At 35.6% G+C, this 25,967-nt stretch carries 22 protein-coding genes; 13 read left to right on the top strand and 9 right to left on the bottom strand.

Going from position 1 to position 25,967, the window contains the following annotated elements:
- Nucleotides 1-23: 23 nt before the first annotated feature.
- The 7 genes from ilvA to GMA17_RS10940 form a co-directional block, all read right to left on the bottom strand.
- Nucleotides 24-1,268: a threonine ammonia-lyase IlvA gene (gene ilvA / locus GMA17_RS10970; protein WP_248396037.1), complete on the bottom strand. Its 1,245-nt coding sequence runs from the start codon at nucleotides 1,266-1,268 to the stop codon at nucleotides 24-26.
- On the bottom strand, nucleotides 1,268-2,311 hold the full coding sequence (gene ilvC, locus GMA17_RS10965; protein ID WP_248396035.1) for a ketol-acid reductoisomerase: 1,044 nt from the start codon (nucleotides 2,309-2,311) through the stop codon (nucleotides 1,268-1,270). The genes ilvA and ilvC overlap by 1 nt, the downstream gene beginning before the upstream one ends.
- Before the next feature lie 19 nt (nucleotides 2,312-2,330).
- A complete protein-coding gene (gene ilvN, locus GMA17_RS10960) occupies nucleotides 2,331-2,864 on the bottom strand; it encodes an acetolactate synthase small subunit (RefSeq protein WP_248396033.1) in 534 nt (177 codons plus the stop codon).
- A gap of 5 nt (nucleotides 2,865-2,869) precedes the next feature.
- Nucleotides 2,870-4,564, bottom strand: coding sequence for a biosynthetic-type acetolactate synthase large subunit (gene ilvB, locus GMA17_RS10955; protein WP_248396031.1), 1,695 nt, complete (start codon nucleotides 4,562-4,564; stop codon nucleotides 2,870-2,872).
- Between the two features lie 22 nt (nucleotides 4,565-4,586).
- Nucleotides 4,587-6,263 carry a dihydroxy-acid dehydratase gene (gene ilvD / locus GMA17_RS10950; RefSeq protein WP_248400648.1) on the bottom strand — a complete coding sequence of 559 codons (1,677 nt, stop codon included), beginning with the start codon at nucleotides 6,261-6,263 and terminating at the stop codon, nucleotides 4,587-4,589.
- Nucleotides 6,260-7,162 (bottom strand): branched-chain amino acid transaminase, encoded by a 903-nt coding sequence (locus GMA17_RS10945; RefSeq protein ID WP_248396029.1) that lies wholly within the window; start codon nucleotides 7,160-7,162, stop codon nucleotides 6,260-6,262. The genes ilvD and GMA17_RS10945 overlap by 4 nt, the downstream gene beginning before the upstream one ends.
- 560 nt (nucleotides 7,163-7,722) lie before the next feature.
- Nucleotides 7,723-9,315 (bottom strand): T9SS type A sorting domain-containing protein, encoded by a 1,593-nt coding sequence (locus GMA17_RS10940; protein ID WP_248396026.1) that lies wholly within the window; start codon nucleotides 9,313-9,315, stop codon nucleotides 7,723-7,725.
- 197 nt (nucleotides 9,316-9,512) lie between these two features.
- On the opposite strand from GMA17_RS10940, the gene GMA17_RS10935 reads away from it, so the two are divergent.
- Entirely contained in the window at nucleotides 9,513-11,894 is a 2,382-nt protein-coding gene (locus GMA17_RS10935; protein ID WP_248396024.1) for a GAF domain-containing protein, read from the top strand.
- Here the strand turns inward: GMA17_RS10935 and GMA17_RS10930 are convergent.
- Nucleotides 11,881-13,080 (bottom strand): Pycsar system effector family protein, encoded by a 1,200-nt coding sequence (locus GMA17_RS10930; protein WP_248396022.1) that lies wholly within the window; start codon nucleotides 13,078-13,080, stop codon nucleotides 11,881-11,883. The genes GMA17_RS10935 and GMA17_RS10930 overlap by 14 nt on opposite strands.
- 206 nt (nucleotides 13,081-13,286) lie before the next feature.
- Between GMA17_RS10930 and msrB the strand changes: the two genes are divergently transcribed.
- The 12 genes from msrB to GMA17_RS10870 all read left to right on the top strand — a co-directional run bounded on the left by msrB (nucleotide 13,287) and on the right by GMA17_RS10870 (nucleotide 25,134).
- Complete coding sequence (gene msrB / locus GMA17_RS10925) at nucleotides 13,287-13,736, top strand: peptide-methionine (R)-S-oxide reductase MsrB (RefSeq protein ID WP_248396018.1); 450 nt, start codon at nucleotides 13,287-13,289, stop codon at nucleotides 13,734-13,736.
- Between the two features lie 19 nt (nucleotides 13,737-13,755).
- Entirely contained in the window at nucleotides 13,756-13,995 is a 240-nt protein-coding gene (locus GMA17_RS10920) for a glutaredoxin (RefSeq protein WP_248396015.1), read from the top strand.
- Nucleotides 13,980-15,554 carry a YdiU family protein gene (locus GMA17_RS10915; protein ID WP_248396013.1) on the top strand — a complete coding sequence of 525 codons (1,575 nt, stop codon included), beginning with the start codon at nucleotides 13,980-13,982 and terminating at the stop codon, nucleotides 15,552-15,554. The genes GMA17_RS10920 and GMA17_RS10915 overlap by 16 nt, the downstream gene beginning before the upstream one ends.
- Nucleotides 15,555-15,574: 20 nt before the next feature.
- Nucleotides 15,575-15,823: a peptide methionine sulfoxide reductase gene (locus GMA17_RS10910; RefSeq protein WP_248396011.1), complete on the top strand. Its 249-nt coding sequence runs from the start codon at nucleotides 15,575-15,577 to the stop codon at nucleotides 15,821-15,823.
- A gap of 12 nt (nucleotides 15,824-15,835) precedes the next feature.
- Nucleotides 15,836-16,330, top strand: a complete 495-nt coding sequence (gene msrA / locus GMA17_RS10905) for a peptide-methionine (S)-S-oxide reductase MsrA (RefSeq protein WP_248396009.1) — start codon at nucleotides 15,836-15,838, stop codon at nucleotides 16,328-16,330.
- Nucleotides 16,331-16,360: 30 nt separating this feature from the next.
- Entirely contained in the window at nucleotides 16,361-16,645 is a 285-nt protein-coding gene (locus tag GMA17_RS10900) for a DUF427 domain-containing protein (RefSeq protein WP_248396006.1), read from the top strand.
- A gap of 3 nt (nucleotides 16,646-16,648) precedes the next feature.
- Nucleotides 16,649-17,158 carry a peptide-methionine (S)-S-oxide reductase gene (locus GMA17_RS10895; protein ID WP_248396003.1) on the top strand — a complete coding sequence of 170 codons (510 nt, stop codon included), beginning with the start codon at nucleotides 16,649-16,651 and terminating at the stop codon, nucleotides 17,156-17,158.
- A gap of 4 nt (nucleotides 17,159-17,162) precedes the next feature.
- Entirely contained in the window at nucleotides 17,163-18,380 is a 1,218-nt protein-coding gene (locus GMA17_RS10890; RefSeq protein ID WP_248396000.1) for a bifunctional alpha/beta hydrolase/OsmC family protein, read from the top strand.
- 1 nt (nucleotide 18,381) lies between these two features.
- Nucleotides 18,382-19,527 carry an ergothioneine biosynthesis protein EgtB gene (gene egtB / locus GMA17_RS10885; RefSeq protein WP_248395996.1) on the top strand — a complete coding sequence of 382 codons (1,146 nt, stop codon included), beginning with the start codon at nucleotides 18,382-18,384 and terminating at the stop codon, nucleotides 19,525-19,527.
- 1 nt (nucleotide 19,528) lies between these two features.
- Nucleotides 19,529-20,467: an L-histidine N(alpha)-methyltransferase gene (locus tag GMA17_RS10880; RefSeq protein WP_248395993.1), complete on the top strand. Its 939-nt coding sequence runs from the start codon at nucleotides 19,529-19,531 to the stop codon at nucleotides 20,465-20,467.
- A gap of 48 nt (nucleotides 20,468-20,515) precedes the next feature.
- Nucleotides 20,516-24,190, top strand: coding sequence for a metallophosphoesterase (locus tag GMA17_RS10875; protein WP_248395991.1), 3,675 nt, complete (start codon nucleotides 20,516-20,518; stop codon nucleotides 24,188-24,190).
- Nucleotides 24,191-24,264: 74 nt separating this feature from the next.
- Nucleotides 24,265-25,134, top strand: a complete 870-nt coding sequence (locus tag GMA17_RS10870) for an acyl-CoA thioesterase II (RefSeq protein ID WP_248395989.1) — start codon at nucleotides 24,265-24,267, stop codon at nucleotides 25,132-25,134.
- On the opposite strand, the gene GMA17_RS10865 is transcribed toward GMA17_RS10870, so the two are convergent.
- A complete protein-coding gene (locus tag GMA17_RS10865) occupies nucleotides 25,131-25,934 on the bottom strand; it encodes a hypothetical protein (RefSeq protein WP_248395987.1) in 804 nt (267 codons plus the stop codon). The two genes, GMA17_RS10870 and GMA17_RS10865, sit on opposite strands and share 4 nt — an antisense overlap.
- Between the last annotated feature and the right edge of the window lie 33 nt (nucleotides 25,935-25,967).

Raw genomic sequence — 25,967 nt, 5'->3', positions numbered from 1 at the left:
CCGCAAAATAGCTTGTGTGGTTGTTATGAAATTAAGGCAGTAAACAAATCTGCATTGTCATTTAAGTATTGATAATTAAATTTTCTGTGTTTTAATTGGTCTTCTATTTTTTGAAAATCTCCTTGGTTTTTTAATTCAATTCCAACCACTGCCGGACCACTTTCTCGATTCGTCTTTTTTGAAAATTGAAAATAGGTAATGTCATCATTTGGGCCTAAAATATCATTAACAAATTCTTTTAATGCACCTGGTCTTTGTGGAAACTGGACAAGAAAATAATGCTTCAAGCCTTCATATAGTAAGGATCGCTCTTTTATTTCTTCAGTTCGGGAAATGTCATTATTGCCGCCACTAACAACGCATACTACATGTTTTCCTTTTATTTTTTCCTTATAAAAGTCGAGAGCAGCAATAGTTAATGCGCCTGCTGGCTCGGCCACAATTGCTTCTTCGTTATACAAACGTAAAATAGTTGTACATATCTTCCCTTCTGGGACAAGGATAATATCTTCCAAATTATCTTTACAGATTTCAAATGTTTTATCTCCTACACGTTTTACAGAAGCGCCATCTACAAATTTGTCAATCTTTTTTAATGTTGTATTTACACCTTTTTTGATGGAAATTGACATGGATGGTGCACCAGCTGGCTCCACCCCAATAATTTTTGTGTTTGGACTTAATTTTTTAAAAACCGAACTGACTCCTGCTGCTAAACCGCCACCGCCTATTGGTACAAACAAATAGTCAATAGGTGTGTGGTGGTCTTCCAAAATCTCTAAAGCGGTTGTTCCTTGGCCTGCCATTACTTGTTCATCATTAAAAGGATGAATTAAAATAGCGTCAATTTCTTGACAAAAACGGTTAGCTTCCTCAAATGCTGCGTCAAATGTATCACCTAATAAAACCACTTCAACCTTATTCTTACCAAAGAGTTTAACTTGTTTTGTTTTTTGAAGAGGGGTTGTGACAGGCATAAATATGGTTGCTTGAATGTTTAATTTATAACAAGCATAAGCAACGCCTTGCGCATGGTTTCCGGCACTAGCGCAAACAATAACTTTGGCTTTATCTTGGTTTGAAAGTGACATTATTTTATTGTAAGCACCTCTTAATTTGTAAGAGCGCACAGGCTGTAAATCCTCGCGTTTTAAATAAATTTGGGCAGAAAATTCTTCGCTCAAGTTTTCGTTTTTCATTAGTGGCGTATGCATAGCAATACCTTTTATGCGCTCTTTGGCTTGATATACTTTATCTAATAACTCCATTACTTAGTGGGTCTTAATTTACGTACTTCTAATCCTGTTTGCCACAGTTCGCTGTTTTTCATCGCAGTTAATTCTTCTTTTAATTTTATACGGTAATCCGGTTTGCTATTGGCTTCAATCACTATTTCAGCTTCTTTGCCAGAAACGACATTGTCGTACAATTTATTCAATATAGGTTCAGTAGCTTCGCGAAATTTACCCTTCCAATCTAATGCGCCGCGTTGTGCAGTTGTTGAACAATTGGCAAACATCCAATCCATACCATTTTCGGCAATAAGCGGCATTAAACTTTGCGTAAATTCTTCTACAGTTTCATTAAAAGCCTCACTTGGTGAATGCCCACGTTGGCGAAGTACGTTAAACTGTGCTTCAAAAATGCCTGCAATAGCACCCATTAAAACACCGCGTTCTCCTGTGAGGTCGCTATAAACTTCTTTTTGAAAAGTGGTTTCAAACAAATATCCTGAACCAATGGCAATACCTAATGCCAAGGCGCGTTCTTGGGCGTTTCCAGTACCGTCTTGGAACACGGCATAGCTGGAATTCAATCCTTGCCCACTTAAAAATAAACTTCTAAGTGATGTGCCTGAACCTTTTGGGGCCACCAAAACAACATCGATATCCGAAGGCGGAACAATGCCTGTTTTATTATGAAATGTCACGCCAAATCCATGGGAAAAATAGAGTGCTTTTCCTTTGGTTAAGTGTTTTTTCATGCCTTCCCAAGCTTGTATTTGCCCGGCATCTGAAAGTAAATTCATGACGATAGTTGCTTTTTTGCAGGCCTCATCTAATTCGAAAAGTGTTTTGCCTTCTTCCCAACCATCAGCTCGTGCCTTTTTCCAGCTCGTTGTTCCTTTTCGTTGTCCAACAATCACGTTGATACCATTATCTTTTAAGTTGAGTGCTTGCCCTGGACCTTGAACACCATAACCGATAACGGCTACGGTTTCACCTTTTAATACGTCTTGTGCTTTTTTAAGTGGAAATTCGTTACGTTTTACAACGTTTTCTTGTACGCCTCCAAAATTTATTGTTGCCATAATTCTTTTTATTTATTGTTTATAATTTGTGATTTAATTCTTCTAACTCTTTTAAATAGGTGCTAAATTCTTTCATGGGTTTTGTTACTGCTACACGTCCAGAACGTGCAAATTCAAGTACACCATAAGGTTGTAAGTTTTCGAACAGCAATTGCGTTTCTCTTACATGTCCTGTTTTTTCTATGACCATAAATTTTGGGTCTACCGTAAGTATTCTTGCATGATGTTCCCGAATTACTTTTTCCACATCACCATTAGTTAAAGTGCCTGTTTTTATTTTATACAATGCGATTTCTTGATGTACGACTTCAGAATCTTCATGTGCGAATGCTTTAAAAACATCTATTAGTTTTTCAAGCTGTCCGATAACTTTTTCTACTTGCTCTTTTGTTGTTCTTAAAACAATGGTATATCGAAACACTCCCTTTACTTCCGATTCGGAAGCTGTAATACTATCGATATTGAGGTGGCGACGCGTGAAAATAATTGTTACCCGATTCATCATCCCGATGCTGTTTTCTGTAAAGACGGATACTGTATATGTTTTTTTCATTTTTTTTAGTTTAAACGAACTTCTGATACAGAGGCTCCGGTTGTCATCATTGGAAATACATTTTCCTCTTTAGCGACCATGACTTCTAACAAGTAAGATCCGTTGTGATTTAGCATTTTTAATAGATTTTCTTTTAAGTCTTTTCTAGTTTCAATTTTGGAGGCTTCAATACTATACGCTTTAGAAAGGGCTATAAAATCAGGGCTGATCATATTTGTAAATGAATAGCGTTTCTCAAAAAATAACTGTTGCCATTGACGTACCATCCCAAGAAATCGGTTATTTAAAATGATGATTTTTATATCTACATCACTTTGCAAAATGGTCCCCAATTCTTGTAGCGTCATTTGAAAGCCTCCATCTCCAATAATGGCTATTACCGGTTTATCTGGCGCACCAAATTTTGCTCCAATAGCAGCCGGTAGCGCAAATCCCATGGTTCCCAAACCTCCTGATGTAATGTTGCTTTTTGTTTTGTTGTATTTATAATAGCGCGCTGTCATCATTTGGTGTTGACCCACATCGGTAACGACAACTGCTTCTCCGTTGGTGATTTCTGAAAGCATTTTGATGACCTCATCCATTTTCAATTCTTCGGAATGTAATTCGTTGGCACTTTCTTGCAATGTGTCTATTTCAACTTGTTTAGCGTCTTTAAATTCCTGAAACCAAGAGCTATGGACTTTTTTATGAACCAATGCTGTTAATACTTTTAAGGCTTCTTTGGCATCCGCATGAATTGGAACATCTGCTTTTATAATTTTATTTAATTCCGAAGCATCAATGTCTACATGAATAATTTTTGCCTGTCTGGCATACCTAGAAACATCGCCAGTAACTCTATCGTCGAAGCGCATACCGATGGCGATTAGGACATCGCACTCATTTGTTTTTATGTTTGCGGCATAATCACCGTGCATGCCTAAATATCCGGCATAAAGTGGGTGATTATTGGGAAATGCGCCTAATCCTAAAAGGGTTGATGCTACTGGAATTCCTAACTTTTCAACAAACTCCACTAATGCCTTCTCTGCATGAGATAGCATAATTCCCTGTCCAATTAGTAAGTACGGTTTTTTTGCGGCATTAATTAATTTCGCTGCGGCTTCTGCAACCGATTTGCGCAACTTTGGCCTAGGATAATAACTTCGGATATTCGTACATGTCTCATATTTGAAATTGGTTTGGCCAAATTGCGCATCCTTGGTAATATCAATCAGTACAGGGCCTGGACGTCCAGATTGTGCAATGTAAAATGCTTTTGCAACAGCGGCAGAAATATCGTCTGCTCTGGTAACTTGACAGTTCCACTTGGTTATGGGCATGGAGATTCCCACCACATCCGTTTCCTGAAAAGCATCGGTGCCCAAAAGATGGGATGATACTTGGCCTGTGATACATACCAAGGGCGTGGAATCAATCATAGCATCTGCTAAGCCAGTAATTAAATTGGTTGCGCCTGGTCCAGAAGTTGCGAATACCACACCTGTTTTCCCTGATGTTCTAGCATAACCTTGCGCGGCATGAATGGCGCCTTGCTCGTGACGGACTAAAATATGATTTACGGATTCTTCATAGTCATACAAGGCATCATATATGGGCATAATGGCTCCTCCGGGATACCCGAATATTGTATCAACTTGTTCGGTTACTAAAGACTCGACTACAGCTTTAGCTCCTGTCATTTTTATTGAGTTCATTTCTGTTTTTTTTTTTTTAGAATTATTTGTCAGTTACGCAACCTGTTGAGGCGCACGACACACATTTTGCATATTTATATAAGACACCTTTTGTGGCTTTGAGTTTTGGTGGGTTCCATTCCGACTTTCGTTTGGCTAGTTCTTGATGGTTTACGTTTAACTGAATGGTATTATTTTTTGTGTCAATGATGATTTTGTCGCCATTTTCAACTAATGCAAGTGTCCCACCGTCATGAGCTTCGGGTGTGATATGTCCCACCACAAATCCGTGTGTTCCACCAGAGAATCTGCCGTCGGTAATTAACGCCACGTTTTTCCCCAGTCCAGCACCCATAATTGCCGAAGTTGGTTTTAACATTTCCGGCATACCAGGTCCTCCTTTTGGACCACAGTAGCGAATCACCACCACATCTCCCGATTTTACTTCACCGCTTTTTATGCCGTCAATTGCTGCGTATTCATCGTTGTAAACTTTTGCTGAACCTTCAAAATATTCTCCTTCGTTTCCGCTGATTTTAGCAACACTCCCTTTGGGTGCCAAATTCCCAAAAAGGATTTGTAAATGTCCAGTCGATTTTAAAGGAGATTCCAATTGAAGAAACACATGTTGTCCTGCGGTTAAATCTGGAATTTCGGCCATGTTTTCTGCGACAGTTTTTCCTGTCACGGTTAAACAATCTCCATGAAGCAAGTTGTTGGCGAGTAAATATTTCATCACTGCAGGAACTCCACCAACAGCATGTAAATCTTCCATTAAGTATTTTCCACTTGGTTTTAAATCTGCCAAAACAGGAACTTTATCGCTGATTTTTTGGAAATCTTCTAACATTAATTCGAGATTTACGGAATGTGCCATCGCGATTAAATGCAAGACAGCATTGGTAGAACCACCCATAACAGTGACCATGGTAATTGCGTTTTCAAATGCCTTTTTGGTCATGATATCTTTGGGTTTGATGTCATTTTCGAGCAAAACACGAATAGCTTTTCCGGCAGCTAAACATTCTTGATTTTTCTCAGCGCTCAAAGCAGGATTCGAAGAACTGTAAGGCAAGCTCATTCCCAAAGCTTCAATTGCCGAGGCCATCGTATTTGCAGTGTACATTCCGCCACAAGCACCAGCGCCTGGACATGCATTTTTAATAACGCCTTTGAAATCTTCAGGACTTATGGTGTTGTTAAATTTCTTGCCCAAGGCTTCAAAAGCCGAAACGATGTTCAAAGCTTCGCCTTTCCATTTTCCTGAATGAATGCTTCCACCGTAAATCATGATGGCCGGACGATTTAATCTGCCCATCGCTATGATAGAGCCAGGCATATTTTTATCGCAACCCACCACGGCTAAAACGGCGTCGTACCATTGTGCGCTGACCACCGTTTCGATTGAATCAGCAATGACATCACGGGAAACCAATGAAAATCGCATGCCATCTGTTCCGTTGGAAATCCCATCACTTACGCCAATTGTGTTGAAAATTAATCCCACAAGGTCTTCGTTTTGAACACCTGTTTTAACTTCTTTCGCCAAGTCGTTTAAATGCATATTGCAGGTATTTCCTTCGTAACCCGTGCTCACAATCCCGACTTGCGCCTTCTGCATGTCTTCTTCCGTTAACCCAATTCCGTAAAGCATAGCTTGTGCGGCAGGTTGAGATTCGTTTTGTGTGATGGTTTTACTGTATGTATTTAAAGCTTTCATGATAACGTTGTGCTGAATGTTGTTGCTGTTGTTGAATTTTCTCTCACCTTTTTCGAATAAGTATCTTGTAATTTCTTCCCCAATGAATCTTTCCATGCTTTTGGAAATACAGTTTCATCAACCGATGCAATTCCAATGACTTCAGCGGCTGTTCCACAATAAAAAGCGCTATCTGCTGCGAATAATTCTTTAGGTTCAAAAAGTCCTTGTTTAACTTCGATTCCGTGTTCTTCGGCTAATTCTAACACTGTTGCGCGCGTAATTCCGGGAAGAATATTTCCTAATTGCGGCGTGAATAAAGCGCCATCTTTTTCGAAGAATAAATTAGCGCCCGGACCTTCTGCCAAGAAACCATCGCTATCCAAAAGCAAGGCTTCGTCATAGCCTTTATCTTTGGCTTCATTTGTAGCAAGAATCGAATTCACATAATGTCCGCACACTTTTGCTTCAATTTTGATTGAACGGGGATGAGGTCGGCAAAAAGAGGAAACCGTTAAACGCAATTGTTTGTCGCCTAAATAAGCGCCCCATTCCCAAGCGCAAATCATGATGGAAACATTGTTTGGGCCTGTCAATGACATGTTGGGATCGCAGAAAACCAAAGGACGAACATAAGCATCAGATAAATTATTTTTCTTTAACAGCATGTAAGTTGCGTCTACTAATTCTTGAACATCATAATGAAATGGAATTTGAATAAGCTCTGCCGATTTTTTCAAGCGTTCGTAATGTTCTTTGACTTTGAAAACGCTTGTCCCATTTTCGGTTGCATAAGCGCGAATCCCTTCAAAAACACCGTATCCGTAGTGAAGTGTTTGACTGTACAAATCTGTGGAAGCTTCATTGGCTTTAACAAATTTCCCGTTTAAGTAGATTAGCGTGTCGTTGTTGTAATACATATTGGTTTGTTTTAAGTTTGACTTTAATTGAATAAAAAAAGCCTTTCCCAAATAAATGAGAAAGGCTTGAAATGGTGCAATACCAGCCTGACTCACTCGATAGAGTAAATAATAATAATGCTGATAATAATAATGTTAGTAACTGTTTTCATATGTTGATTTAATAAAAATAAAAAAGCCTTTCTCAAGTGTATGAGAAAGGCTTAAAATTGGATACTACCAGCCTGACTCACCCTGTGAAGCGAATAATAATGCTGATAATAATAATGTTTGTTTGTGTTGTCATTTTACACCAAAAAAAAAGCCTCCTGATTTATCGGGAGGCTTTCTAAATATGTTATAAATATTCTATAGCGTTCCCTCTGCAGATGTGATAATCACATTTGCAATACGAATTGAAGGAATAATAGAAAAATTTCTCATTGTTGTTTTTAATTTCGAGACAAATGTATTTAAATAAATTAAAACAAGACTAAAATAATTACAAAAAATAAAAATTGATTCTTTTTAAGTTGAAACTGTAATTATTTAATAGCGGAAAATATCATTCATAAAAGAGGTTAATTTTTAATCAATCTACCCGTGAATTTTGCCTGAAAACTATTACGTGCTTTTACAATATACATTCCAGCTGACAATTCCGAAACACTGAAGTTTTGTTTGGCTTCAAATACTCCAGAAAATTCTTTGATAAGTTTCCCGGAAACATCATATAACTTCAATTCTGTAACTGCATGATTAATTGAAAACGTATTTTTTGTAGGTGACGGGTGGACTACTAGATTTTCATTTGTTTCGTTTAATGTGTCCATGGATAAAGTTGGGTTTAAAGTGCCTTCAAGTTCAATAGTTAACGTGCTATTGTTATTATAGGTTACCGTTACCGTACCATTTCTTATGTTTTGCGTGGTATTGGTTAGAACTGCCTGAATATTAATACTAGCGTTAGCACCAAGTAGCTGATTGGTATACGTGCTAGCCAAAATATAATCTGTTCCTGTAATGGAAATAGTATCAATATAGGTGCCTGTTGTTCCGCCTGTATTACTTAATTCCATATCAATAGTTACCGAGCCATAGTCTAGACCATATTCAAATGTTTTGGTTGTTTCATCTGCTGCAAATGTGCTATTAACATTTGCCGTCCCTGAAGCGTCATCAGGGCCCAAATATTCCATATTTCGGATAATTACACCTCCTGATGAACCGCCTGCAACATATAAAGTATTACCGGAAACAATAGGTTGAAACCCATGTCTAGGGTAGTTTAAACTACTTCGTGTTGTCCATGTATTTGTTGGTGGATTAAAGGATTCAACTATGGAAACCTGACCATTATTGGGTCTGTTAAATGTAGTTTCGCCACCAAGGGTATATATTTCATTATTGTAAATTATAACACCCAAACCTGCTCGGGGATTGGGTAAATTGTGACTGCTATTTAATGTTGTCCATTCCGCGGTGCTAAAATCATACACATCTACTTCGGGCACTTGTGGTTCAAATAATCCACCTGGACCACCAGTTAATCGGCCCCCAATGGCATAGAGTTTATTGGCAAAAACTGCAGCTTGAAAATGATCGCGCTCATGTGGTGCATTAGTTAATGGAGTCCAAACGCCTGTGGTAGGATTAAATTCATCAAAATACGAAACATAACCACCGCTATGTCCATTATTATTACCACCTACAACATAAAATTTATTGTTGTAAACGGCCAATCCTGCCGCTCCGCGCTTACGTGATTCAGGGATTTCCATACCTTGAATCCATTGTTCTGTGGCAGGATTATACATGTAAATATAATCAGCACTTTCTTCAGGATTTGGAACATTTGTTTTAAAGGCGCCAATTACCCAAATAAGCCCTTCGAAACTGATGGCTTGAAAGTGGTTAAATGATTCTGGAGCTATGCCACCTTGTTCCCATGTATTCGTGGTATAATCATAAACATCCAGTCTTTGTGATGATTCTCGTCCACCAAACATGACAAATTTATCGCCAGCTTGAACAAAACCGAATTCATGCCGCGCTACATAATTTTCACTTTCGTTTTTTTCAGTCCAAGTTTGTGAAAACCCATAATTAAACTGTAAAAAGCTTAGGCAAAATATGGTGAACAAAAAAGGGCTGTATAATCTTGTGATTAGCATTGTTTTAAATTCGATTTAATTATTGCGAAAAAGTATTTCAAGGTATTGATTTTGAGTGTAAACCATGATTAATTGATGGATAAATCGTTAAACATGCTAATTTCATCGTTTATTTTAATTTTTACAAAACTCCTGTTAGTGTTAGATCTATTTTTCGACCAAGAAGAATATTTGTATTTTTGAATAAATATTTTGGCATGGCACTCCGTAACAACACTAGTTCACCTATAAAATTGCTTATCAGTTTTCATAAGCTCTTTGATCAATATGAACTATTGGCTCAGAGTGAAAATGTATGGATGGTGGAAAAAGCCAAATCTGTTCTTAAAATTGCGGAAATGTACCCGGAATTGAAAGCTGGTTTTTCGGATATGTCTCTAATTAAAAAACGAGAAACACAAATTGCTGAAATTCTTCAAGACACTTTTAATCCCTTACTCACAAAAAACGAAATTAAAGCAGCGACGGCACCGTTTAACGATGCTATTTTTAATCTTTCAGAGCGCTTTAAAAGTATTGTAGCTGCTGCAGGTAAGGATTTTAAACTTGAAATTAAAAACATGCCGGATGATGATAAATACATCATGGCATGTACTATTATTTTGAATACTTATTACGGTTACGATTTTAATTTTAGGAGGCCATTTCATTATGAAATACCGGATAAAAATGGCATTATTCGTTTTTATAAAATCCTTTATAATGCTGATTTTACGGAAGTCATAAAATCGAGTAACGCACCAAACATTACACAAGAGGATATTGATTCACTTCTGGATAATTTTGATGATATTACACTTTGGAAAAAACTATTTCCTGAAAATGGATATACGCTAAAAGGATTTGTAATCTCTAATATATTTGATGTTACTGATGATTTTGCCATTTCCGAAATCAAATCTAATCTAATAGCAGAAAACAAACGACAGGATAAAAATTTTATTAAAGATCTTCAATCTATATTTCAATCGTTTTTAAAAATTACAGATATCAAGGTCGGATTTTCGGTTTACAATAAAGATGAAGGCATCTTTGAGCGTGTATACGGTGAAGGTATGCACAGTTTTCTATTAAATGATAATCCTATGGGTAATTGTGCAGATATGTTGTGCAAATCGTCTTATAAAAAATTACTGGAAGAGAACAAGCATGTTGCTGTATCTAATGTTGAAAAGACCTTTCATTTAACGCAAGGAAAAGTTCCTCATATAAAAATGTTATATGAACAAGGATTTAAAAGTGCCATTTTTGCGCCTATTGCAAATAAAGACGGCTTGATGGGGATTTTAGAATTAGTTTCTAATCAGCCAAAAGCTTTAAACAGCATTAATGCAAATAAGTTGGAAGATGTTATGCCATACATTGTTGCAACGGTGGAGCGTAGTAAAACGGATCAGGAAAATTTAATAGAAGCCGTTATTCAACAGGAATGTACATCTATTCATAAAAGCGTTCATTGGCGTTTTAAACAAGCAGCGCAAGCATTTATTAAAGAAAATATACTTCAAAATAAAAACATTCCCTTTAGAGAAATTGCGTTTGAAAACGTTTATCCATTATTTGGGCAAATTGATGTTAAAGGGTCATCTGAAGCCAGAAATTTGGCAACACAAAAAGACTTGACTGATCAGTTAGAATTAGCAAAAGCCATTATAGATAAAGCGAATACAGATTTAAATATGCCAGTTTATGATCAGGTGGCTTTTCAAATCAACGCCTTTCTAACGCAAGTTAAAAAAGCTTTTAAAGTGGATAGTGAACATGTTATTTCATTGTTTTTAAAAAATGAAGTTTCATCAATGCTAAATCTTATAAGGAAAACAAACGCCAATTTAGTGCCAGAAGTTGATAATTATTTTGAGCAAATTGATAAGGACCTAAAAGTGTTGTACACGCACAGAAAGAACTATGATGAAACCATTAGTTTAATTAATAAAAACATGTCCACAATTATAGATGATAGACAAGTGGAGGCGCAAAAAATATACCCTCATTTTTTTGAACGCTATAAAACAGATGGAGTAGAACACAATATGTATATCGGTGAATCCATTACACGAGAAGATAGTTTTAGTCTTATTTATCTCTATAATTTAAGACTTTGGCAAATTCAAGTTATGTGTGATATGGAAAACGCGTTTTATAGCAATCAGGACTTATATCCTTTAAAATTGGATATGGCTTCAATGATTTTGGTTTTTAATCAACCGTTGTCTATCCGTTTCCGCATGGACGAAAAACAGTTTGATGTAGATGGTACTTATAATGCACGTTACGAAGTTGTTAAAAAACGTGTGGATAAAGCTTTTATAAAAGGTACCGAAGAACGGGTTACCGAAAAAGGGAAGTTAAGTATTGTGTATTCGCAGCAGGACGATGAGGAGGAATACTTACAGTATGTTCGGTTTTTTCAATCTAAAAATATGCTCGATACAGATTTGGAGGTTTTAGAATTACAGGACTTACAAGGTGTAACAGGTTTGAAGGCTATTCGCGTTAGCATTTTATATCGTAACAATAAAACGGATAGTACAAACTACTATACTTACAATGACTTAATGGATGTTATAGAAAATTAAAATTTTGCATTTTAAATGAAATAGCAAATGCTAAAACAGAAATTATAATACCAATCATAAAGATCGAATAAGTAATTCTTAAAATACGATACTTTCTATCTAGAACCTTCCCAAGGTAGTAAAGATCTTTAGTTAAAGAGCTGTATACGTAATTCTTGTCCTTTAATAACTCATCTATAGCCCATTCAAATTCTTCTAATTTCATTTTATGAAAGTTTCCAAAAAAGGTTAAATTAACCCGTTTCTCGGCAACATCCTCTTTGGTGAATTCGCCACGTGTAACATTTGGCCTAGTAGCAATAACTGATAGGATAATAGAGGTGACGCTAAACACCACGAATACCATAGTGGGAATTATTAAATAGGCATTGGACGGATTGTCCAATTTTGAAAATAGGTTAGAAATAATCAACGATAAAATAATGGCATTTACCGATAATAAAATATTGGCTTTCGTGTCCGCAATATCACTTAATTTTATGTGGTTCCGTAAAGCAACACGATAAAACGTTTGGATACCACGCTCGGGACTTTCGTTTTTATATTGCGCTTTGTATTTTGCTTTAAGTTTCTCTTTTTTTAATTTCTTATTAAACTTATTTTTTGAACTAATCAGATCTGAAAGGTTTTTGTCTTTCTGTTCTTGCCAATTTTTAATGGCATAATCCGTGAGGAATTCATGTTTTTCAGAAAGCATTTTGATGTTTTCATCCAACCACTCGCTAGCCGAAAAATTGACAACACCTTGAATTTCCAATTCCTTACGTAGAAACTCACTCGTCTCATTAAAGTAATCCTTGCCAAAATGAGAGGAATCGGCATCACGCATAATTTTTTCGTGAAGAGTTTTTGGTACACACTCAAATTGTGTTGCTAAAATGCAGTTGCTTATGGCACCGATTGTTTCTGGATCTACATGATTTTTAGTTAAAAATGCTTGGGCAATTTTAACGCTTTCTTGTTCATGATCATCAATGGTTTTGGTATAGCCTGTATCATGAAAAATGGCAGATAATTGGAGCATTTCGGCATCTTTTTCAGAAATATCAGTATGTGCTATAATTTCTCGAAGACTTTTCAAAACCCGTTTTGTGTGTTTTAAATTATGATATAAGAAAGAAGAATCTAATTCATCTTTAAATAAATCAAAAACATAGGCTTCAGCTTTTTCTACAATATTTGTCATAAGTTTAATTCAAGATACTTTAGACGTACAAATTACTAAAAAATTACTATAATTTAAGGCTAATTGTATTTTGTAAGGAATAAGATAATACTGCGACAAATAAATTTCTTGTTTATATGTTTTACTTCGATGTTTTGTCGGAGTTTTTATTTTACACGGATTAAACAAAAATGAACTATTTTATCAATTAAAGAAAGTACAAGCTTATGTTAACGTGGAAAGAGGTTATCAGTTTTAGTGTGAATGGAAATCCAACACCAGACCGTCGTGTTGAAAAAACAGAAGCCGAATGGCGTGAAATTTTAACCGACGAGCAATTCAGAATTACCCGTAAAAAAGGAACAGAAATGGCTGGAACCGGAGCGCTTTGTAGTGTGTATGAGGCTGGAAAATACAATTGTGTTTGCTGTAACACACCTTTGTTTGATTCAACAATTAAATTTGATTCTAGTTCTGGGTGGCCAAGTTTTACCCAGCCTATAGAGGAAAATGCTATTAAATATGAAAAGGATTCTACCTTCGGCATGGTGCGTGTCGAGGTCATGTGCAATACCTGCGATGCGCATTTAGGTCACGTATTTCCTGATGGACCAGAACCAAGCGGCTTGCGTTATTGTGTAAACTCAGAATCGTTGGTTTTAGAAACAAATACATAAAATAGAGAAAGGAAAAACAGTGAAAACCATCACTTTATTTGGTAGTGAAAACTGCCATAAAACAATTTATTATCAGAATTTTTTTGAGTCCCGAAATCTTAAATTTACGTTTCATGATGTGCTAATGAATGACAACTTTGCACAAGAATTACGTAACTTATACCCAAATGGAAATTTGCATTTCCCCACAATTTTAATTGATGAAAAACGATTGCGAAACCCAAAAGACAAGGACTTATTAAAATGGCTAAACAAATAAAACTCAATATTAACGATAGCTTCAATAAAGAACTACCCGCAGATCCTATTATAGAAAACACGAGAAGGCAGGTTACTAAAGCATGTTTTTCGTATGTAAAACCGAAACAAACCGCAAATCCGAAAATGCTTCATGTATCTCCAGAGATGTTAGATAATTTAGGTTTACCGGAAGCCGATAGTCAATCAGATTCATTTTTAAAGGTTTTTACAGGTAATACCGTATTAGAAAACACCAAGCCGTATGCTATGTGTTATGGTGGCCATCAGTTTGGAAATTGGGCAGGACAGTTGGGTGATGGTCGCGCTATTAATTTATTTGAAGTCCAACATAATAACAAAAGTTGGGTAGTACAATTAAAAGGTGCTGGAGAAACACCGTATTCCAGAACGGCTGATGGCTTGGCTGTATTGCGTTCATCTATTCGGGAATATTTGTGTAGCGAAGCCATGCATCATTTAGGTGTGCCAACTACCAGAGCGCTTACTTTAGCCTTGTCGGGAGATGCCGTGTTGCGGGATATGATGTATGATGGCAATGCAGCTTATGAAAAAGGTGCGATTGTTTCAAGAGTTTCTCCAAGCTTTTTACGTTTTGGCAGTTATGAAATTTTAGCAGCAAGACAAGATGTAGAAACATTGAAAACCTTGGTAGATTATACCATCAATCATCATTTTTCACATTTAGGGAAACCATCAAAAGACACCTATATTCAGTTTTTTTCTGAAGTTTCACAACGAACCTTACAAATGATTATTCATTGGCAACGTGTCGGTTTTGTACATGGTGTTATGAATACGGATAACATGTCCATTTTGGGTTTAACAATAGATTATGGACCTTTCGGTTGGTTGGAGGATTTCAATTTTGGATGGACGCCAAACACAACAGATAGTCAACATAAACGCTATAGATATGGCAATCAGCCAAATATTGGGCTGTGGAATTTATACCAATTAGCTAATGCTCTTTTTCCATTAATTGAAGATGCTGAAGCTTTAGAAGCGATACTTAATCAATACAAAATTGATTTTGAAACGCAATCGCTACAAATGATGCGGAACAAATTAGGTTTAGTAATAGAAGTTGATTTGGATGCCCAACTCATTCAAGAACTGGAAGATAATTTACAACTATCCGAAACCGATATGACTATTTTCTTTCGAAGTTTAGGTGATTTTAATAAAGAAAACCCATTAGACGGCTTAAAAGTAGTAGCCAACTCATTTTATAATCCGACAGATATTTCAGATGCCATCAGACAAAAATGGAATTTATGGTTCACACATTATGCTGCAAGACTGCATAAAGAATTGAAATCTGAATCGGAACGAAAGGAACAGATGAATACGGTAAATCCAAAATATGTGTTGCGAAACTACATGTCGCAATTGGCCATTGATGCAGCAGATAAAGGTGATTATAGTTTAATTAATGAGATGTTTGAGTTACTCAAGCAACCGTATGCTGAACAGCCACAAAATGAAAAATGGTTTGCAAAACGACCAGATTGGGCTAGACATAAAGCGGGATGTTCCATGTTGTCTTGTAGCTCTTAATCTAAAAAGAAAGGATATTTATGCTTTTAAAGCGCATACAAAATTTACCCATTGGTTATTCTGAAGTGTTTTTCAATAATGTGAAATACGGAGTAACACGTTCCGATTTTAACAATGGGAAGAGTTATAAAATTTATGCTGAAGCCTTAAATGGTAACGATTTTGTCAGCTTAAATTATTATATTACGAATACAAAAGAGCACCTAAAGCCTTGTGAAATGCCGGAAATTAAGGTGGTTAATTTTTTAAATAATTATAGATTAATTTAATAATACAATACAATGAGCAATTATAAAAAAGCATATATAGCAGGTGGTTGTTTCTGGGGAATGGAAGATTTATTTCGCACCCAAAAGGGAATTAAAGACACAGAAGTGGGTTACATTGGAGGTGAAAATGATAATCCAACTTATAAAAATCATCCAGGTCATGCGGAAGGTATTGAAATTACCTACGATGAGAATGAAACCTCCTTTAAACACATCTTGGACTATTTCTTCCGGATACACAATCCAACAACGGTTGATAGACAAGGTAATGATATTGGGTCTAGCTACCGTTCGGCTATATTTTTTCAAAATGAAGATGAAAAAGTCCAAGCTGAAGAAATTATTAAAATTGTAAACGATTCTAATAAGTGGGAAGGTAAAGTAGCAACCACATTAGAGCCGTATTCAAAATTTTGGGCGGCAGAACCGGAACATCAAGACTATTTGGTTCGTAAACCAGATGGTTATACCTGTCATTTTGAGCGATTCAGTGATAGTTTTATATAAAAAGCACTATAAACAGATAATAAATTAATTATGAAAGCCATTTGGAACAATCAAATATTAGCCGAAAGTGATAATACTGTTGTAATTGAAAACAACCATTATTTCCCGCACGACAGCATTAAGAAAGATTTTTTTAAATCTAGTAATACCCATACTAACTGTCCTTGGAAAGGCGAAGCCTCCTATTATACCTTGGAAGTTGATGGAAAGCAGAATGTAGATGCTGCTTGGTTTTATCCTGAAGTTTCATCATTAGCCAAAGGCATTAAAAATCACGTGGCTTTTTGGAAAGGTGTGGAAGTTGTAAAAGACTAATGCATGAGTTCTATTTTTAAAATTGCTTTAGGAGGTGGCTGTCATTGGTGCACAGAAGCTGTTTTTCAATCTTTAAAAGGTGTGGAAAAAGTGGAGCAAGGGTATGTGGCTTCCATAGGCGAATATGAGTCGTTTTCAGAAGCCGTTATAGTCCATTTTAATTCCAATTGCGTTAATTTAAAAACACTAATTAATATACATTTGTTAACGCACAAAAGTACGGTAAATCACAGCATGCGAAACAAATATCGTTCGGCTGTATATACGTTTTCAGAGGCTCAACATTTAGAAGTAGCCATGCTCATTGAAAGTTTTCAGCAGGATTTCGACCAAAAATTGGTAACACAGGTTTTACCTTTTTCAGATTTTAAAGCGTCGCGAGAAGCCATTCAAAATTATTATCGAAAAAATCCTGAAAAACCATTTTGTGAAACGTTTATTAACCCTAAACTAAAGTTGCTTTTGCAACAATTTTCTACCTATACGGATCAGGAAAAATTAAAACATTTATAAGCAGATGAAAAGCACGAAACTCAATATTCAGAATGAAAAAGGCCATAAACTACAAGCATATTTAGAGTTGCCTGCTAATCAGAAACCTAATAATTACGCTGTTTTTGCACATTGTTTTACCTGCTCAAGTACCTTAAGCGCTGTTAAAAACATCAGTCGGGCGTTAACCAATCATGATTTTGGCGTGGTGCGTTTTGATTTTACAGGATTAGGAAGAAGTGAAGGCGAATTTGCTGAAAGTCATTTTTCAGCTAATGTTTCGGATTTGTTGGCTGTAAATACCTTTTTAGAAGAAAATTATAAAGCACCTAGTTTATTGGTTGGGCATTCATTGGGTGGTGCCGCCGTTATTACAGCTGCCTCAAAATTGGACAACATTAAAGCCGTTGCAACCATTGGCGCACCAGCAACCGTGGGTCATGTTACTAGATTGTTTTCACATGGGTTGGACGAGGTTAAAGATAAAGGAGATGTTGAGGTAAATATTGGCGGACGACCATTTAAAATTAACCAAGAGTTTGTGGACGATTTTAGTAAAACCAATCTTCCAGAAATCACAAAAAAATTACGCAAAGCTATACTTATCATGCATGCGCCTTTTGATAAAACAGTAGGAATAGAGAATGCCGAAAAACTATATCATAATGCGCACCATCCTAAAAGCTTTGTTAGTTTGGATGGCGCCGATCATTTGCTATCTAATTCGCGGGATAGCGTTTATGTAGGAAATATGATTGGTCATTGGGTGCAACGTTATTTTGAGCCTCAAGAAAACACCATGTTAGATGCAGGTGGAGAACAATTAGTTGCCCATTTAAATTTAGAGGAAGACCATTTTACAACGTCAATTCAAACCAAAAGACACAGTTTTATTGCGGACGAACCAGAATCTGTAGGAGGAGATGATTTTGGACCGTCACCATACGATTATTTAAGTGCGGGATTGGCGGCTTGTACAGTGATGACGTTAAAATTATATGCCGAACGAAAGAAATGGGATTTGCTAGAGGTTTATGCTTATATTACCTATTCAAAAAAACATAGCGATGATTTAATGCTAGATATTGAAAAACCAAAACGCATAGATCACTTGCAAAAACGTTTGAAATTTGTAGGTAATTTGGATGAAGATCAAAAGAACCGATTAAAAGAAATTGCCTCAAAATGTCCTGTGCATAAAACCTTGCAAAGTGAAGTAATTATAGAAACAGAACTTATTTAAGATGACTTTAAAAGAGCAATTCCAATACACACGTAGCCGATTTTTAGAAATTTGTAAACCGCTAAAAACTGAAGACTATTCAGTACAACCTGATGTTTTTGTGTCACCACCAAAATGGCATTTAGCGCATTCAACATGGTTTTTTGAGCAGTTTGTTTTGTGCAAATTTGTTGAGAATTATCAGGTTTTTGATGAAGATTTCGCATACCTATTCAACAGTTATTACAACAACGCAGGAAAACGCGTTTTACGTCCTAACCGTGGATTAATGACGCGTCCTTCAGTAAAAGATGTATATAAATATCGGGATTATGTTGATTTGAAAATGTTGGCTTTCCTAAATGATAATCCATCACAAGAAGCATTAGATATTGTTGAATTAGGTATTAACCATGAACAGCAACATCAAGAGTTGTTTTATTATGATATTACCTATATTTTAGGAAATCAGCCCACGTTTCCAACTATTAAAAATAAAATTGAATTAAAGTCGCTTTCTTCAAATTCAGCATTCATTAAAATTTCCGAAGGACTATACAATATTGGTCACAAAGGCAAAGGGTTTTGTTATGATAATGAGCTAGGGAATCACCAAGTGTTTCTCCAAGATTTTGAAATTAGTAATCAATTGGTCAGTAATGGCGAGTTTTTGGCGTTTATACAAGCCGGCGGATATCAGGATTTTAATTTATGGCATGCCGAAGGGTGGGATTTTATTCAAGAAAATAACATTACAGCTCCATTATATTGGCATGAAGTGGATGATGTTTGGTTTCATTATACCTTAAATGGATTTGTGCCTGTAGATAAAAATAAACCCGTAACCCATATTAGTTTTTATGAAGCATTTGCCTTTGCCGAATGGAAACAAATGCGCTTACCGACAGAATTTGAATGGGAAGTAGCATCCCAAAAAATTGATTTCGGGCAATTATGGGAATGGACCAATAGTGCGTATTTACCGTATCCAAACTTTAGTAAAGCGCCAGGTGCTTTAGGCGAGTATAATGGTAAATTTATGATTAATCAAATGGTACTTCGTGGTGCTTCCGTAGCAACCGTAAAAAACCATAGTAGAAACACGTATCGGAATTTTTTCCATCCAGACATGAGGTGGCAATTTTCGGGAATTAGACTTGTAAAATAATATGAATGAAACGTTTGCAAAAGATGTGGTGGCAGGTTTAACGGCCAAAGAAAAACACCTGTCTTCTAAATATTTTTATGACACGAATGGTAGTCGCATTTTTCAGGAAATAATGAATATGCCTGATTACTATTTAACCGACTCTGAATTTGAAATTTTATCACTCCAAGCCAAACAAATTGTTGATGCTGTAGCGTTTAATAAACCGTTTAACATTATAGAACTGGGTGCTGGTGATGGTTTTAAAACCTTCAAGCTATTAGAATATTTGGTTAATGAGCACATTGCTTTTAACTATGTTCCCATTGATATTTCACAAGAAGCAATTGATATACTTTCAGAAAAATTGCATGAACGTTTGCCGGAATTATCAATACAGCCGCAAGTAGGTGATTATTTTGAAATTTTAAATGAAAAATTTCAGGGAAACACGCCCAATTTATTACTGTTTTTAGGAAGTAATATTGGAAATTACTTAAAGGACGATGCTATAGATTTATTAAAGCTGTTTAACAACGTTATGAATTCGGGTGATAAGCTTTTAATTGGTATGGATTTAAAGAAAAATCCAATCACCATTAAGAATGCTTATGATGATAAAGAGGGTGTCACGAAACGCTTCAATTTAAACTTATTAATTAGGATGAATCGGGAATTAGAGGCGGACTTTAAAATTGATGATTTCGATTTTTATTGTTATTATAATCCAGAAACAGGTCGTGTAAAAAGTTATATTGTTAGTTTAAAAGAACAGACAGTTTTGTTTAAAAAGCTTAATAAAACGATCCAATTCAATCAAAATGAATTGATTTGGACCGAATTATCCAAAAAATATAGTCTTTCGGAAATTGAAAAATTAGCGACAATTTCAGGATTTAAATCAAAACAACATTTTTTAGATTGTAAACATTACTTTACGGATAGTCTTTGGGAAAAATAAGGCTGAAATAATCTAACGTGTTTTTTAAATATAGATATTAGAGGTTCTATGAATACATTTTACAAAATAGGTTTTTGCTGTCTTTTTTTATTGACTTTGTACGGTTGTGCAACGTTTAAAACCCAATATCGGGAACCTTATGTTCCCATTGCGGAATCTGAAAACCCTATTGAACATACGTTTTATTTAATAGGTGATGCCGGAAATTCACCAATGGGTACCAAAACAGTAGCGTTAAAAGCCTTTGAGTCTGCATTGAACAAAGCAAGCGCCAATAGTTCTGCCTTTTTTTTAGGTGATAATATTTACCCAAGTGGTTTACCAGAAAAATCAGCTGATGGTTATGCATTTGCTAAACACCAATTGGATGTACAAATAGATGCCGTAAAAAACTTTAAAGGCAAAACGGTTTTTTTACCAGGAAATCACGATTGGTATTCAGATGGTTTAAAAGGTTTGGAACGTCAAGAGGATTATATTGATGATGCTTTAGGAAAAAACTCATTCCAACCTGAAAATGGTTGTCCCATTGAAAACGAAACAATAACCGATAATATTGAATTAATTTATGTGGATGCCAAATGGTATATGGCTAATTGGGATAAACATCCAACCATAAATGATAAATGCGATATAAAAACTCGTGAAGCTTTTTTAGATGAGTTTGAAAGCCGCATAAAAAAAGCGCGAGGTAAAACGACCATTGTTGCTATGCATCACCCTGTTTTTACAAATGGACCACATGGCGGACAATATAGTTTTATGGAACACATGAAGCCCTTTCCAATTTTAGGAACCCTAAAAAATATTTTGAGAAAAACTACAGGTGTAAGTCCTGAAGATATCCAGAATAAGCGTTATAACGAGTTTAGAAAGCGCATAATAACATTAGCACAGGAAAATGACCATGTTATTTTTGTGGCTGGTCATGATCATAATTTACAGTATTTAGTCCAGGATAATTTAACACAAATAATTAGTGGGTCCGGTTCTAAATCTACGGCTACCAGAAATGTTGGTAGCGGTTTGTTGTCGTCCAGCGAACCAGGATATGCCCGTTTGGATGTGTTTAAAGACGGCTCAAGTCAAGTTCGGTTTATAGAAGCTAGAACAGAAACCGTTTTGTTTTCTAAAGATGTGTATCCAGTTCAAAAACAAGAACCACGCAATTATGCAGCAAACATACCTCAAACCATTCAAGCATCTATTTACACGGATGAGGAAACAGAGAAAAGTAATTTTTATAAATTTCTTTGGGGAGAACGCTACTCGCAGGATTTTAGTACAGCTATTCAAGTAAAAACGGTCCTGTTAGATACCCTTTATGGTGGCTTAAAACCGGTTAGGAAAGGTGGTGGAACACAGTCAAATTCCTTGAGACTCGCAGATTCAACAGGACGCGAATTTGTGATGCGTGGTTTACGTAAAAACGCGTTAAATTATATACAAGCATTCGCATTTAAGGATCAATATGTTGAGGGGCAATTTGATAATACGGTAGCTGAAGAATTAATACTTCACGTTTTTACAGGATCTCATCCCTATGCCCCATTTGTAACCGCGACTTTGTCTGATGCTATTGGGGTTATGCATACTAATCCTGTTTTGTATTATGTGCCACATCAAAAAGCAATTGAGCCTTATAATGATACATTTGGTGATGAAATATATATGATTGAAGAACATGCAGGTGATGATCATGGCTATCAGAAAAGTTTTGCATTTTCTAATGAACTTATAGGTACGGATGATATGCTAGCAGAAATTCGTTCAGATGAAGATATTGTTATCGATGAACCTGCATACGTGCGTGCGCGTATTTTCGATATGCTCATTGGCGATTGGGATAGACATCATGATCAATGGCGTTGGGCAACAACCCAAAAGAATGGCAAAACAGTATATGTACCAGTGCCACGAGATCGCGATCAAGCTTTTTCCAATATGAATGATGGCTTTTTACTGGGCATTGGATCTAGAATTATTCCTACTGCAAGATTATTACAAGGTTATGAAGACAATTTACGCAGTCCAAAATGGTTTAATTTGGAACCATACCCATTGGATGTGTCATTAATCAGTCAATCCGATAAATCAGTTTGGGATGAGCAGGTAAATATAATAACATCCCAATTAACGGATGCCGTTATTGAAGAAGCTTTCACAAATATACCTCAAGAATTACAAGGGGAAACCATTGAGGATATTAAAAGCAAATTACGCGCTAGACGTGTTAATCTACAAGAAATTTCAGACACCTATTATGCACATGTCAATAAATTTGCAATTATAAAAGGTACCGATAAAGATGATTATTTTGATATTGAGCGTTTACCAAATGGCAAAACGTCTGTTACGGCATATCGTATAAAGAAAGGTGAAAAAGCTGATATATTCCATAAGCGTACTTATAGTAAGAACGAAACAAAAGAGATATGGATTTACGCATTAGATGATGACGACGTACTACACGTTCATGGCGAGGGAAATAAGCTTATTAAATTGCGATTAGTTGGTGGGCAAAACAATGATATTTATAATATTGAAAATGGCAAGAAAACGCATTTTTATGATTATAAGTCGAAAGAGAACACCTTCAAAACAACCAAAGGCAAGAAGCATTTGACCAATAACTATGATATCAACACCTATAACTATCTGAAATTAAAATATAACGCCAATCAGGTTATTCCAATTATTGGTTACAACCCAGATGATGGTGTTAAACTAGGCGTTAAAGACACCTATACAGTTTACGGCTTTAATCGAAATCCGTTTACCTCGCAACATAAATTATCAGCAGCTTATTATTTCGCAACTAATGGTTTTGATTTATCATATAGCGGTGAATTTGCAAACATAATTAATGATTTCAATTTAGGAGTTGATGTTATTTTTACAAGTCCAAATTACAGTGTTAATTTCTTTGGCTATGGTAATGAAACCATAAATCCAAATGCTGATAACGACGCTATTTTTAATAAAGATTATAATCGTGTAAAATTACGAACCTTGCGTTTTGCACCTTCCTTAATTTATAAAGGCTATTTGGATGGTGTTTTTAAATTAGGATTGGCCTATGAAACCATAGAAGTGGAGGAAACTAAGGGGAGATTCATTAACGATTATTATTTATCAAGTTTAATAGAAAACAGTAATTCCTTTATTGGTGCTTTTACGTCCTACCATTTCGAAAACAGGAATAATAAGGCGTATCCATCTATTGGTTTTGAAACGAATTTAAAATTGGGTTTTCGTACTAATTTGGATGAATCTACTAGCATGGGTTATATTATTCCAGACATTAGTTTTAATTATAAATTAGAACCAACAGGAAAGCTGGTTTTAGCAACTAAATTAAAAGGTCATATAACATTGGGAGATAATTATGAATTTTATCAAGCGGCTTCAATTGGTGCTAGTGATGGACTTCGTGGTTATAGAAATCAGCGGTTTACAGGAAAAAACTCTTACTACCAATTAACCGATTTGCGGTATATGTTTAGCAAAATAAAAACAGGAATTTTACCAATTAACCTAGGTGTTTATTCTGGTGTGGATTATGGTCGTGTTTGGCTTAAAGATGATCCTTCAAAAAAATGGCATAACTCCTATGGTGGTGGTTTATTAATAATGGCCGCTGAAGTATTTACAGGGAATGTGTCCTTGTTTAACAGTGATGATGGCTTACGGTTTGCTTTCGCATTGGGATTAAATTTTTAAGAGTTTTATAAAATTTGTTTGGCTTTATTTTTATAAAAGCGTCTATAAATAATACCTTGTAAAAAAATATAATTATGAATTCTGTAGATAGCTTATTAGAAATCCTTGAATTAAAACACCTTGAAGAAAATCAGTTTGAAGGCGTAAGCGAGTCCGTAGGAAGTCCCAATGTTTTTGGAGGCCAAGTTTTGGCTCAAGCACTGAATGCTGCTTATAGAACTATTCATAATAATCGTGTTTTACACTCTCTACATGCCTATTTTTTAGAAGCTGGCCATTTGGATTACCCTATTCATTATGATGTGAGTATTATGCGTGATGGAGGCAGTTTTTCAGTACGTCGTGTAACGGCTAGTCAGAATAATCAAACTATTTTTATTTTATCCGCTTCATTTCATAAAACAGAAGAAGGATATTCGCATCAAATAGAAATGAAACCGGATATGAAGCAACCGGAAGAACTGATGAGTTGGACCGATATTTTAAATGAATATGGGAGCATGTTGCCCTCTAAAACCAAAGCGTTTTTAGAAATCCCGCGTCCTGTTGAGTTCAAACCAACCTATCTCCCGAACCCTTTAGATAGAAAAGATTTGCCGGCATTTGCCGATGTATGGTTTAAGTTAAAAGGAGATGTAGGCGATATGGAATTAGCAATTAAGCAACAAATTCTGACGTATATTTCAGATTATAATATTTTGTCTGTGGCACTACAACCACATGCCAGTAAAGCGCATTGGGGAAACTTATTAACCGCCAGTTTAGATCATTCCATGTGGTTTTTCCGTGAATTTGATTTGAATGATTGGTTATTATTTTCGCTAGAAACACCAAGCACAGGAAACGCTAGAGGTTTTGCTAAAGGAAATATCTTTACGCGTGATGGCGTTTTAGTAGCCTCTGTTGCACAAGAAGGTTTAATGCGTCCAATTAAGAAATCTTAATCTAAAGTTAACTCATATAGGTTTCCACCCTCATTTTTCTTGAACTCATCGGTAATATAAAGTGTGTTATTAATTTCAAAAACGCCTTCTTTTTGAGTGTTATGATCAAATGGGATGCTTATTACTTTTCCTTCAAAAAAATGGTCATTTTCAAAATCTGAAATCTCCCATACTTTATCATGATTTAGTAAATACATACGTTTGCTATCTTGGCTCATAGCGGCAGAGGTAATTTTATTGTTTTTGCCTTTCAAATTAAATTCAGAAATCAGTTCGGCTTCATGATTCCCAATACGATTGGGGATTTTTAAGGTTCTAAATTTTTTCGATTCTTTACTAAACACATAAAAATAATCGTTGTGTAGAAAAAAAGCTTCAAAATCTTTGGGTTTTACATCCTTTGGCAAACTAAACCGAATAAATTCTGCTTTGGTACTTTTTATATTAGCTTGTGGATTCGTTATTTTTAAAATGGAAAAAGTGGTTTTGTCTTTATTATTGTTTCCAAAATCGCCAATATAAAGGTTGCCTTTTTTATCGGAAGTCAAATCTTCCCAATCCCGATTATTTGCATTTTCAACAATAATATCCGCTTTAATGCTGCCTTTTTCATCTAATCCATATATATGGTTGTTATTTCCAGCATCTTGGATTACCCAAAACAAATCGGAATTCGTCGTTTTTTCAATGGCAGAAATCTCTGGTAAACTGCTAGGTAAATTAGCAATGACTTTCGGATTTCCGTTTTGGCAAGCTATAAATATGGATGCAAATAGTGTAAGCGTGGTTTTAATTTTCAAATCCTGTTTATTTTACCATAAATTTACAAACAT

The sequence above is a fragment of the Bizionia sp. M204 genome (genome assembly GCF_023205095.1).
Classification (GTDB): domain Bacteria; phylum Bacteroidota; class Bacteroidia; order Flavobacteriales; family Flavobacteriaceae; genus Algorimicrobium; species Algorimicrobium hallyeonense.
Note: the sequence above shows the minus strand (reverse complement) of the source record. Positions and strands in the feature narration are given on the sequence as shown.